At 51.6% G+C, this 12375-nt stretch carries 12 protein-coding genes; 5 read left to right on the forward strand and 7 right to left on the reverse strand.

The features are described 5' to 3' along the window. Complete coding sequence (locus MWU63_RS08960) at positions 1 to 1161, reverse strand: acetyl-CoA acetyltransferase (protein WP_213887664.1); 1161 nt, start codon at positions 1159 to 1161, stop codon at positions 1 to 3. Positions 1162 to 1238: 77 nt separating this feature from the next. Here MWU63_RS08960 and MWU63_RS08965 point away from each other — a divergent pair, with 77 nt between their 5' ends. Continuing rightward, positions 1239 to 1808: a PAS and helix-turn-helix domain-containing protein gene (locus MWU63_RS08965; protein ID WP_246531579.1), complete on the forward strand. Its 570-nt coding sequence runs from the start codon at positions 1239 to 1241 to the stop codon at positions 1806 to 1808. Here MWU63_RS08965 and MWU63_RS08970 read toward each other — a convergent pair. The 3 genes from MWU63_RS08970 to MWU63_RS08980 form a co-directional block, all read right to left on the reverse strand. After that, positions 1805 to 2905, reverse strand: coding sequence for a mandelate racemase/muconate lactonizing enzyme family protein (locus tag MWU63_RS08970; RefSeq protein ID WP_247077616.1), 1101 nt, complete (start codon positions 2903 to 2905; stop codon positions 1805 to 1807). The genes MWU63_RS08965 and MWU63_RS08970 overlap by 4 nt on opposite strands. A 10-nt stretch (positions 2906 to 2915) precedes the next feature. Then, the gene (locus MWU63_RS08975; protein ID WP_213887662.1) at positions 2916 to 4532 is read right to left on the reverse strand and encodes a GMC family oxidoreductase N-terminal domain-containing protein; all 1617 of its coding nucleotides are present in this window, start codon (positions 4530 to 4532) and stop codon (positions 2916 to 2918) included. Positions 4533 to 4639: 107 nt separating this feature from the next. Next, positions 4640 to 5542: a LysR family transcriptional regulator gene (locus MWU63_RS08980; RefSeq protein ID WP_247077618.1), complete on the reverse strand. Its 903-nt coding sequence runs from the start codon at positions 5540 to 5542 to the stop codon at positions 4640 to 4642. A 166-nt stretch (positions 5543 to 5708) separates the two neighbouring features. Here MWU63_RS08980 and MWU63_RS08985 point away from each other — a divergent pair, with 166 nt between their 5' ends. Genes MWU63_RS08985 through MWU63_RS09000 form a run of 4 tightly spaced genes read left to right on the forward strand, consistent with a single transcriptional unit; the run spans position 5709 to position 9472 of the window. Beyond that, the gene (locus MWU63_RS08985) at positions 5709 to 7166 is read left to right on the forward strand and encodes a 4-hydroxyphenylacetate 3-hydroxylase family protein (protein ID WP_213887660.1); all 1458 of its coding nucleotides are present in this window, start codon (positions 5709 to 5711) and stop codon (positions 7164 to 7166) included. A 47-nt stretch (positions 7167 to 7213) separates the two neighbouring features. Continuing rightward, positions 7214 to 7624, forward strand: a complete 411-nt coding sequence (locus tag MWU63_RS08990) for a RidA family protein (RefSeq protein ID WP_213887659.1) — start codon at positions 7214 to 7216, stop codon at positions 7622 to 7624. A 10-nt stretch (positions 7625 to 7634) separates the two neighbouring features. Next, positions 7635 to 8798: an SRPBCC family protein gene (locus MWU63_RS08995; protein ID WP_213887658.1), complete on the forward strand. Its 1164-nt coding sequence runs from the start codon at positions 7635 to 7637 to the stop codon at positions 8796 to 8798. After that, complete coding sequence (locus MWU63_RS09000) at positions 8795 to 9472, forward strand: DUF1028 domain-containing protein (protein WP_213887657.1); 678 nt, start codon at positions 8795 to 8797, stop codon at positions 9470 to 9472. Before MWU63_RS08995 ends, MWU63_RS09000 begins: the two co-directional genes overlap by 4 nt. On the opposite strand, the gene argE is transcribed toward MWU63_RS09000, so the two are convergent. The 3 genes from argE to MWU63_RS09015 form a co-directional block, all read right to left on the reverse strand. Next, positions 9469 to 10623 carry an acetylornithine deacetylase gene (gene argE, locus MWU63_RS09005; protein WP_213887656.1) on the reverse strand — a complete coding sequence of 385 codons (1155 nt, stop codon included), beginning with the start codon at positions 10621 to 10623 and terminating at the stop codon, positions 9469 to 9471. The genes MWU63_RS09000 and argE overlap by 4 nt on opposite strands. A gap of 370 nt (positions 10624 to 10993) precedes the next feature. Beyond that, a complete protein-coding gene (locus MWU63_RS20475) occupies positions 10994 to 11779 on the reverse strand; it encodes an HNH endonuclease (protein ID WP_213887655.1) in 786 nt (261 codons plus the stop codon). Positions 11780 to 11888: 109 nt separating this feature from the next. After that, the gene (locus MWU63_RS09015; protein ID WP_213887654.1) at positions 11889 to 12374 is read right to left on the reverse strand and encodes a dihydrofolate reductase; all 486 of its coding nucleotides are present in this window, start codon (positions 12372 to 12374) and stop codon (positions 11889 to 11891) included. Between the last annotated feature and the right edge of the window lies 1 nt (position 12375).

Genomic DNA, 12375 nt, shown 5'->3' on the forward strand with positions numbered 1-12375 from the left:
TCACTTCCCGTTTTCGAGAATGCTGCAATAGTTGGCAACACCAGAGCCACCCATGTTGAACACCAGACCAAGCTCCGCGCCATCTTTTTGCATATCGCCTGCGTTGTTCGTCAGTTGTTGGGCCGCAAGAACGTGCATCGAAACACCAGTAGCGCCTACAGGGTGGCCTTTTGCTTTCAACCCGCCTGAAAGATTCACCGGCAAGGCACCATCGGCATAAACCGTCCCCTCGGCAATTGCCCGCGCGCCCTGCCCGCGTGGGGTAAGCCCTATAGCCTCGTAGATCAAAAGCTCCGCGATTGTAAAACAATCGTGCACTTCCGCAAAGTCGATGTCTGACAGTGCGACTCCCGCCTGTTCAAACGCCCGAGAGAATGCCTCAGTTGGCCCTTCAAACGCAAGCAGATCGCGGCGCGACATTGGCAGGTAGTCATTTACCTGCACCGCCGCACGAAATGCGATGTTGTGCTCAAAGTTTTCGGCAATATCGTCTGCCACCAAAATCAGCGCGGCCGCGCCATCACTGATGAGCGAACAATCGGTCATGCGAAGCGGGGCCGCAATCAGCGGGTTTTTCTCACTCACCGTGTTGCATGCCTCAAACCCCATGTCTTTTTTCAGATGTGCAAGCGGGTTGCTCACCGCATTCGCGTGGTTTTTAGCAGCTATGCGAGCAAGGGTTTTTGAATGATCGCCATTTTGCTGAAAGTAACTTTGCGCGAATTGTGCAAAAATTTGAGGGAAGGAAACGCCAGCTTCTTCCTTTTGATAAGACGCGCCTGCCAGTGCCTCTGTGACCTTTTCGGTATCGCAATTGGTCATCTTTTCTGCACCAAGAACAAGCGCGATCTTTGTGTCTCCTGCACGGATTGCATTGCGCGCTGCATGAATGGCAGCGGACCCCGAGGCACATGCGTTTTCCACCCGCACGGCAGGCTTAAAACGCAAAGCATCATCTGCGTTCAGTGCAAGGGACGAGGCGAAACCATCACTCACCATACCGGAGTTAAAATGCCCCAGCCAAATGCCGTCAATGTCCTCATACTCCACACCAGCATGTGAAACCGCTTGCTTCGCGACATCTAAGATCATGTCTTCAAGCGTGCTTTCCTTAAGGTGGCCAAAGGGCGTGTGGCCCCATCCAACGATCCTTGCGTCCATGATATTTCCTCTGACTTGACTACGCGGCAGAGTATTCCCATCCTCACTGAACCGCGCAATTAGTGAGACTACGTAGTTTGGCGAAAATTTCGAACAGCACAGAACCCGAAGAAAACAATTTTGGCTTTGACATGGCACCTATCGGGCTTGTCGTGACGCGAGAGCGGATTGTGGAGCGTTGCAACCGCCGATTTTGCGAAATCTTCGGCTATGCCGCAGAGGAACTTGAAGGGCAGTTGCTCTCGATGCTCTATCCAAGCAACAAGGAATTTCTGGACATCGGCAAACTTGGCAGGGCACAGATGCTTACCAATGGTCGCTATCAGGATGAACGCATCATGAAGCGCGCAAACGGCGAACTTTTCTGGTGCCGCGCACGTGGGCAATCCGAAGACCCGAAGCACCCGTTTACCCATTGTGTCTGGAGTTTCGTCGATCTCTCTGACAGCCGCCCGATGGTAAAATTAACACGACGCGAACGGCAGGTCGCAATGCTTTTGACGCAAGGACTGCCAACAAAGGCAATTGCGCAGGACCTGGCGCTGTCACCACGAACGGTAGAAGTCTACCGCGCTAAGTTGTTGCAAAAATTCGAAGCAAAGAACGGCTTTGAGCTTATGGCGAAACTGTCCGGTATGCCGGTCTAAACTTCGCTTACCTGATAAGCGGATTTCGCGAGCCACTCCGGGTTGATTTCAACGCCCCAACCGGGTGCGTCCGTGACACGGGCTTTTCCATCTTCAATCTCAAATGGTGACTGAACAAATAGTCCGTCCTGCCACGGATAATAGTCTGGCCCTTCAATCGCAAACTCCAGATACTTCCCTGCGTTTGGAATGGCGCGTAGCAAATGCATTGTGAACAAAGTGACCATCGACAGGTTCGCGCAATGCGGCGTGACCGGCAGGCCAGCGGCCTCTGCCATGCGCACCACGCGCATCGTGCGGCTGATACCACCCATGTACATTACATCGGGCTGAACGATATCGACAATATGGTTGTCAATCATCTGTTTCCATGTCGGGATCATGCAGTCCTGCTCACCGCCCGTTACGTCGATATCCAAAGCATCAGTCACCTGTTTGGTCTGGTCAAACTCCCAGTAAGGACAGGGTTCTTCATAGTGGCAAAAGCCGTTATCCTGTAAAATATGCCCCACTTCGATGGCGCGGTCAGGCGAATAACAACTGTTCGCATCTATCAGCAGGTCAACGTCGTCACCAAGTTCACGGCGCATGGTCGGTATTATCTCTTCAGTCCGGCCCGGCCATTCATCCTGATTGCGACCAACTTCCGCCCCTGCCCGAACCTTAAATGCATCAAACCCTTTTTCGTCACGCAATCGCTTTAATCGCTCTGCTTCGTCTTTCGGCGTTATGTCGCGTTTCATGGACGAGGCGTAAGCCCGAATTGTCCCTGGTGTTCCACCTAAAAGTTCGCAAACAGATTTGCCCGCCTGCTTGCCGCGCATGTCCCAGATCGCCGTTTCCAGACCACCCATAGCCCGGTTGATGTAGGATCCGGGGAACTTATGCTCGCGCTCGAAAATAAAATCGAGCAAGTCGTCCAGATCGCCCGTGTCTTTGCCAAGCGTCCAGGGGGCCACCTGACGGTGCAATATCTGCGTGGTAATGTCAGAATGATAGGTTGAAACCTGACCCCAGCCTTGTGCCCCATTCTCGGCCGTTACGCGCACGAATCCTACAAATTCATTGCTGAAACTCTCAATTTTCCTGATCTTCATCGGACACCTTTCAGCTATGCGCATCTTCCAGAGTAATTTCTGCAGCCTTTTCCCCAACCATAATGGCCGGGGCATTGATGTTGCCTGTAGGAATAGTAGGAAAAACCGAGGCGTCCGCAACACGTAAACCGTGGACACCATGTACCCGAAGTCGTGCGTCCACAACATTGGCCGATGCGTCTGTCCCCATCCGGCACGTTCCGCATTGGTGAAACACCGTAGACGCATTTTCACGGATAAACGACAGCAACTCATCATCCTGCATGGCAGATGTAGCCACTGGAATTTCTAGCTCAATAGCCGCATCAAGCGCAGGGCTTCGGGCAATTTTTCGAAGCAGTTTTGACCCTGCCAGCATAATCCGGCAATCATATTCCGTTGCCAGATAGTTTGCATGCATTTCAGGCGTTTCAAACGGATCGGCTGAGCGGATTCTCAAATGGCCGGCACTGGTCGGCTTGCACGGGTTGAAGCCAATCATGAACCCTTTGAACGGATCAAGAGTCATCACCGGCCGCGTCCCGACCGGCGCCGAGGTAAAGCTGCACGGCGAAAAGTAAAGTTGCGTGTCTGGTCTGTCAGCGTTTGTATCAATCCGAACGAAACCCCCACCCTGATTTAGACTGAGTGAGAGAGGACCTGAACGCCTGAGCAAATATTGCAGGCCTGCCCTAAGCTTCCCCAAGACAGAATTTAAGTCTTGATTTAGTGTTGGAACATTCGCCTTGTAGTGATGCCCAAAGCCCAGATGATCCATCAGATTACGGCCAACTTCTGGTGATGCCTGTACAACCGGAATGCCCAAGTTTCGCAATAGGCTCTCTGGCCCGACCCCGGATAGCTGCAAAAGCTGGGGTGAATTTATCGCACCACCACACAGAATTACTTCGCGCTTTGCCTTCGCTGTTTTCTTTTCCCCGCCTTGCGTGAATTCCACACCACTGGCTTGGCGGCCTTCAAAAAGAACACGAGTGACATGTGCCTCGAGTTGCAGATCAAGATTTCGACGCCGCAATGCGGGCCGCAAATAACTGCGAGATGTTGATTCACGTCGACCATTGCGGGTTGTGATCTGGTAGAGTGACGCCCCTTCCATATATTCGCCATTATAGTCCAGATTGAACCTGATGCCTGCCTGTTTGGCAGCGGTAAGATATGTGCGCGTAAGCCCGTGCACCTCATTTGAAATATCATGCACATGAAGTGGGCCACCTTCACCCCGCACTCCATCGGCCCCTCCGGCCCAGTCTTCCACCTTGCGGAATATCGGGGCGACGTCGGACCAGCCCCACCCGGGTGCTACCTTGGCCCAGTCATCATAGTCCAGCGGGTGCCCGCGTACATAAACCATTGCGTTGATCGAACTGGACCCGCCCATAACCTTGCCGCGTGGCCAGTAGATCCGGTTGCCGTTCAATCCGGGGTCAGGCTCTGTTGTGTATTTCCAATTGAACCGCTCGTCGTGAAAGGTTTTGCCATACCCAATCGGCAACTGAACCCAGAAACTACAATCTGAACCTCCAGCCTCTAGCACCAGCACGCTGTTCTTTTCATTTTCAGAAAGCCGATTTGCCAGGACAGAACCCGCCGAACCCGCACCCACGATGATGTAGTCGTATTCATTCATGTAGCAGTCCGTCAGTCATACGCAGGTTTTGTGAAACCCCAACGGGGCAGTTTCCCACACTTAGCTACAGAACTTAGGGATTTGCCAAACGCTTTTTCGTTCAGCGCTCAACCAGCTTTGAAATGCGCGACAGAGAATTCCTCGAAGCTCTTCATAATCTGCGTTGGGCGAAGCGCATTCAGGCTCGCAAGAACGATCCTGCTTTTGCGAGACATTTCTTTGATTGGCCTCACAACAAGCGCGGCACCATCATAAGTCAGATCCCCTTTTGGGCGTGTCACAAGCAAAGAATATCCAAGCCCGCAGCCAACGAGTCCGCGCACCGTTTCAAGCGACGAAGATGAATAGGCTATATTGGGTGTCAGGTCCTCAGCCTCGAAAAGCCCTGTAAAATAACGTCGACTTGGCTGCACATCCAACAAAATGAAAGGTTCTGGTGCAAGCTCTGAAAGCGAAACGGATTTCCCTTTTACCAGTGGATGATGTCGGGGCAGCAGCACGTAGGGTGAAACCGTTGCCAACTCCACCTTTCGCAGATCTTCGGGCAGGTCTTCATCATAGAGAAAAGCCATTTCAAGAAGGCCATCACGAAGCTTGCTGACCAATTGGTCCTGTGTACCTTCGCGCAACTGAATTTGAATTTCAGGATGAACGCCTTTGAGGTTCTTGATGACTCTTGGCAGATAGGATGGTGCGATGGTTATGAAACTTCCAACACACAATTCGCCTGAGATCGCTTCGCCTTCCAGATGCGCCTGACGCTGAAGCTCGTAGGCATGGCTAAGCAAATTGCGTCCGGATTGTACAAGGCGCTCTGCCGCCGCGGTTGGGCTGACCCCCTGCGCATGATGCCGGATCAACAACTGTACACCCAGCGTCGCCTCCAGCTTCGTGATGCTTACCGATATTGAGGGTTGAGAGACGTTCAGTTTTTGTGCAGCCCCGGCAACCGACCCTGTGTCAATGCAGGCGACCAGATATTCCAGCTGTCTTAGTGAGTATTGGATCATGACTAAATAGTATAAAACTATGCAATCTTAATAAAGATTGAATTTTACTTATTCCAAGAACTCAATGAGGGTTAATTTGAAACTTGGAATCGGGGGAGTGGTCTTCAGATTTTTTTGGCCATCAGACCCCCATTTTTGGAATTAGATAATAAAAAGAGAGCGTTTCATGATCCGGACTGGCGATTTCTACAGGGACTCTATTCGTGATGGCCGCGAGGTCTGGATTAACGGTGAGCGCGTCAAGGACGTAACAACTCATCGACTGATGAAGCCCGTCGTCGATATTCGTGCGCGAATTTACGACATGCAGCACGATGAGAAAACGCAGACTGCCACAACTTATGAAGAAGATGGCGAACGCTATGCCATCGGGTTGCGACTGCCCTATGAGAAAAAAGACTGGCAGGACAAACGCGATGCAGTCGACCTGCAGATGCATGACATCGGCGGCATTGTAACACGCGTTGGTGATGAAACGATTGGCGAAATGTGGTCGCTCTGGGATGGCAAGGACATCCTGAATGAAATCGACCCAAGGTTTGCCGAAAACATAGAGCGTCACATTCATCAGGCCATCAAGAATGATCCGTTCCATGTATCCGCAAACACGGACCCGAAAGGTGATCGTTCCAAAGCGCCGCAAGAACAAGACCCTGACATGCTGGTTCATGTCGTAAAAGAAACCGACGCCGGTATCGTTATCCGGGGCGCAAAATATGAAACCGCGGCCTCCTATTCCAATCAGGCTTTTCTGAAACCGACCATCGCCAATTGGGGAAATGCAGAGCTTTCTGACTATGCGCTTGGCTGTATCGTCAAAATGGACGCACCCGGCGTGAAACACATCTGCCGATCAGGCTTTGCCGACCGCGCCCCCGCCGCCGACTACCCGCTGTCCAGTCGTTGTGACGAGATCGACACGCTGATGATCCTGGATGATGTGCTTGTGCCGTGGGAAGACGTTCTTTTCTACCAGCACACGCGCGCTGCGGCCTTTATCAGGGCAACGCTGCACCGGTATTCCGCGTTTCCTTTTGTGCAACGCACGCTGTCTTACGCAGACCTCATCATCGGAACCGCGCTCTGGAATGTGAGACAAACCGGGCTCGACAAACAACAGGCGGTTCAGGAAAAGCTGTCCGAACTCGCAGTCTGGCGGGAAGGAATAGATGCATTCCTCACCGCATCAATTGCGATGGCCGAGAAAAGCCCAAATGGATTGCTGATGCCACATCAATCGATGCTGATGTCTGGCCGTGTTCATGCGCTTACCAACCTGCCCCGCATGATGCATCTGGCGCGCGAACTGTGCGGTGGGCAACTTTGTGTGACACCTGACGCCGCATCATTTGAAAACCCGGAGACGAAACCTTGGCTTGATAAGTTCTACACCATCAATGACGATTGGATTTCGGACGACCGGCGTAAACTGCTCGCCCTTGGACGCGACCTTCTGAACTCGGATTACGCGGGTCACCGTTTGACGTTCCAGCTTTTTGCACAATCTCCACCCTTTGCCCAGCTGGCGGCGGTTTATCGCAATTTTGACTGGAATGGCCCGCTCGACTTTGCTCATAAAGCGGCCGGTTTGTCAGACAACGTCTGGGGCGCAAAAAAACACTGAAACCAAATCTGCGATAAAGATACTGCAGAACATATTGGATCACCACGATGCACAAACGTATTCGTCCGTTTAACACCAAGGAAACCTACCCGGAGCAAAACCTGAACAATGACCTGAGCCAGGGTGTGATCGCCCGCGGCACCATGGTCTTTCTGCGCGGGCAGGTTTCGCAAGATCTGGACACACGCGACTCGCTTCATGTTGGCGACGCAGCCAAGCAAACCGAAAAAACAATGCAGAACATCAAGATGCTTTTGGAAGAAGCAGGAACAACGATGGATAGCATTTGCCGGATCGTGGTTTACCTGACCGATATTCGCTACCGCGACGCTGTCTACGGTGAAATGGGGAAATGGCTTAAGGGTGTTCACCCCTGTTCAACCGGGCTCGTCGTTCCGGCACTGGCCCGTCCGGAATGGGTCGTCGAAATCGAAGTAACCGCTGTCATACCGGACTAAAGGGTTTGCCATGATATCGACAGCTCCCTCCTTGGCCCAACTGTTAAAAGACCTCGCTAAAACGGCGAAGAAGCCTCTGGCGAAAGCAACGGGCCTATCTCCCGCATTGTATTGGGATGAAAGCATCGCCAGGGTCGAAGAGACGCAGATCTTTCGTAAAGACTGGGTGTGCCCCGGCCTCGCAGCCGAAATTCCCAAAACGGGTGATTACCTGACCTATACGATTGCCGGGGAGCCAGTTTTTTGCATCCGGGATAAATCCGACAGGGTAAGAACCTATACCAACGTGTGCCGCCACCGGATGATGCAATTGCTCCAAGGGCGTGGGCGAACTTCACGCGTTGTCTGCCCCTATCACGCATGGACCTACCGACATGATGGCCAACTTATCGGTGCCGGCTATATGGAGCGTTCCGAAGGTTTCGACAAAAGCAAAATCTGTCTGCCCGAAATTCGAACCGAAATTTGGAATGGCTGGATTTATGTTACCCTGAACCCCGACGCCAAACCTGTAAAAGACGCGCTCGCACCATTGGACAAAGTTGTCGCGCGATACGGGATGGCAGACTACGTTCCCGTCGTGAACCAGGACCATGTCTGGCAAACGAACTGGAAACTGTTGACCGAAAACTTCATGGAGGGATACCACCTTCCAGTCGCCCACAAGGCAACCGTTGGGGCATGGTTTCCTGTTGAAAAAACAATGTTCCCCGAAGAGGTTTATGACACCTTCACCTACCAGACTTTCATGAAATCAGGTGATGCTACCTACGGCAAAGCCCATGAGGAAAATACCGCGCTTAAAGGGGATTGGCGAAACACATCAGTTCTGCCCACGGTGTTCCCGACGCATATGTATGTTCTTGCGCCCGATCACCTCTGGTATCTCTCGCTTAGACCGAAAGGGGTTGGTGAGGTAGATGTTCGCTTTGGCGTTGCCTTAGCACCGGAGGTTGAGGCGAGCATTGCGGATCGCGATGCATGGGTTGCAGAGTTGATAAAATTCTTTGACCATGTGAACACGGAAGATCGCAGCGTCGTCGAAGGAATATTTGCTGGTTCCAAATCTGATTTTGCAGTGCCCGGGCAGCTTAGCTGGCTAGAACGTGAAATTCATGATTTTCAGAAATACCTGTCCCGTCGTCTGAGCAAAACACCAAAGGAAAAAGCATGACATTTTCGATTGCAGGCCGATGCGCGAGAACCGGCATGTTTGGGGTTGCGATCACGACGTCCTCAATCTGCGTTGGCGCCAGATGCCCCCATGTCCGTGCTGGCGTTGGGGCAGTCGCAACGCAAAACATCACCGATCCAAATCTCGGAATATTGGTTCTGGATGCGCTCCAGTCAGGGCAGGATGCCGAGACTGCAATCAAAAGTGTTATTCGGGATCGTCCGCATATCGATTATCGGCAGCTCACGGCAATTGATACGAACGGCTCCACCGCCCATTTTACCGGTGCGCATATCCTTGGCACCAACGCGATTAGCGAAGATACCGATTGCGTCGCCGCCGGTAATCTTCTGTCAAGCGCTGCAATTGCCAAGGCTATCACAGATGGTTTCAACGCAAACCCCACGACGCATCTGGCAGAGCGATTGCTGCAAGGGATCGAAGGAGGAATTGCAGCAGGTGGTGAAGAAGGTCCTGTGCATTCAGCCGCCCTTCTGGTTTCTGGCGATCAACCGTTTCCGCTGGTTGACCTGCGCGTTGACTGGCACGATGTTGATCCGATTGTGGAGCTACGAAGGCTCTGGACGGACTATGAACCTCAGATGCAAGACTACCTGAACCGCGCGATCAATCCTTCTATAGCACCTAGCTACGGCGTCGCCGGAGATCCCTAAAGGCCGGCAACCAGACGGTTCAGCAATGTATCAAGCATAGCGTCGCACCGTTCAATCTGCTCAACTTCGACATATTCGTCTGGCTTATGGCCCTGCGTCATAGACCCCGGGCCGCAAACAACCGTTGGCACATCCAACCGCTCGGAAAACAAACCGCCTTCGGTGCCAAAGGATACTTTGTTCGTTGCATTTGCCCCGGTCAGGGATTTAACGAATTCAACAACGCCAGCATCGGTTGGCGTGTTCAGGCCCGGATAGGAAAACCCTGCCTCGATTGCGATGTCTGCTTCGGATGCCTGCGATTTTGCCTTTTCAACAATTGCTGCGGCACCGGCCTTGATGTCTGCCAAGATTTTCGTCGGGTCATCCTGCGCAACATTGCGAATTTCAAAGTCAACGTCACAGCGGTTCGGCACGATGTTTAGCGCGACGCCACCGTTGATCTTGGCGGCATGCACTGTTGTATAGGGTACGTCATAGTCCGCGTCCCGCGCACCGTTCTCGCGCAACTGGGTCTGCACATCACGCAAAACACTTACAAAATCACACCCAAGATGCAGCGCGTTCAATGCCATTGGTGCCAAGGCGGAATGACCTTCGCGCCCGGTACAGCATGCCTTAAACGCAGCCTTACCTTTGTGCCCGGTTGCAACAGAAAGGCTTGTCGGTTCTCCGACAATACACATTGCAGGCCGGACAGGCATGACGGCAAGCATGTCAATCATAGATCTAACGCCCTGACAGCCAATTTCCTCGTCATATGAAAACGCCAGATGCAGGGGCGTAAGTAGCTTGTTTTCACTTGCTTTTTTCGCGGCCCGAAGCGCACAGGCGACGAAACCCTTCATATCGGTTGTACCGCGACCGTAGTATTTACCATTCTCGCATGTCAGCCTGAACGCGGGTTTCGTCCAGTTCTGACCATCAATTGGCACAACATCCGTATGCCCGGACAACATCACCCCGCCACGGTCTGCAGGCCCGATTGTTGCATAAAGGTTCGCCTTGGTGCCTGTTTCATTCGGGATAAGTTCGGACGTCACACCGAAATTACTAAGATAATCAGATATATAACCCATCAACTCCATATTCGAGTTGCGGCTGACGGTGTCAAAGGCAATCAATTTCTCAAGTATCGCGGCAGATGTCATATTGCAAAAACTCCGGTCTGCAATTGTGTCTTTGCACAATGCATAGAACACCCGAAGGGCAGTTGCATTAGTATTGAACGGTGAATTTCGAAAAGATGCTGGATTTCCCGATGAAAAACGCCTGCCCTTTGACGTCTGAACCAGATGCTGGCTTTGCCTGAATGTCGTCTGTTCTTTAATCTTTTTAATGCTGTGAACACCCGGATTTGCAACTTTTTAAAGAGTTTAAACCGGGGGATTTTGGGGGTGCACAGCGCCACGCGACCCGAAAACACACATGGCAAATCCAGCCTATCCGCCGCAACAGGCCCGCCCACGCCCCCCACGGGGGTGGGCCTATGATCTGACTGTGTCAGATCATTTTTGGAATCTAATAATTATACCAGACTTCGTACTCGAACGAAGTGTCAGTATTTCTGGAGCCTTTCCTCAAATTACAATTTTCACAAGTAAGTTGAAGATTGGTAACACAGTTCATTCCACCAAGTGCTAAAGGCACTATGTGATCATAGTGGATTTTTTCTTTTTGACTAAACAAACGAGTCAAATCGGTTTTACATAAAACACATCTTCCCTTGTCCCGGTGAAAAACTGCACCTCTCGCCCAACTGGGAATTCTTGTCCGTTTTAGCCTGCCGTTTGCAGCAAACTTTTCTGGTGAGAACGAAGGTGCAGCATTGAGAACATAGCCTCTAATCATGCTTGAAAATGAAGAAAGTGTCTTCCTATTAGAAAACAGAATGTAGAAAACTTGCTTTGAAACCTTTTCACAAACTTGGTCTATGAAACCTTCTTCAGACAAAAACGTTAGGTATTCTCCGATGGAGCAACCGAATGCAACACCCCCTCTCCATTCGTCGAAGTCCATATTAATATTGTTTGCTTCAAATAGGTGGTCTACCCAAAGTCCATTTTCGAGTGTCTCCATTCTTGAAGACGCTTTTTCCCAGATTACGCTTGAGATAACTTCTTCGATAAAAACATGGAGTGCCGTGAATTTGGGGTAACTGCGCGTCAATGCCTGCGAAGATGCATCTCCAAAGATATCTTCTATATTGCGTAAGTAAGGAAACGGTTCGCGAGCTATGTTATCTATCATTTGGCAAATGAAATAGACGTCAACCGACGAAACATCTTCAAGTTGGGAAATATTCACCTTCTGTCCCCAATTCGTCCATGAGCTAACTATTAGGTGAAATTCTCCGAGATAGCCACATCACCTTAAGCATAATTTTCTCTTGTATAATCGCCTATACCGCGATCAACTACGCTCCACTTTCCCGCAAATACTCCACCAACTCACACCTCGGATCACCTTCCCGCAGAACCATCCGTCCGATGCAGTTCCATTCGTCTTCCGCGACTTCGGGGAAGAACGTATCAGCCCCCTCAACCGCAACCGAAACTTCGGTGATCAGCAGTCTGTCAGAGAGCGGCAACAGAGCTTTGTAAATTCCGGCACCGCCCATGCCGTAGAGGCGGCGGTAGCCTTTGGAATAGGCGAAATCGATTGCGGACTGAATGTCAGAAAACACATTCTCCGCGTCACACCCCTTTGTTGAAACCACGATATTCAGGCGGCTTTTCAGGGGTTTGAACGGCAGGCTTTCCCAGGTGTTGCGCCCCATGATCAGCGCGCCACCCAGCGTTTCGCGCTGGAAAAATGTCAGATCCTCTGGCGCCTCCCATGGGATGGTGTTGTCTTTGCCAATCGCGCCGTTTTCTGCGCGCGCCACGATTAAAGATATCATC

It is taken from the genome of Pseudohalocynthiibacter sp. F2068 (assembly GCF_023015645.1).
In the GTDB taxonomy this organism is placed as follows: Bacteria; Pseudomonadota; Alphaproteobacteria; order Rhodobacterales; family Rhodobacteraceae; genus Pseudohalocynthiibacter; species Pseudohalocynthiibacter aestuariivivens.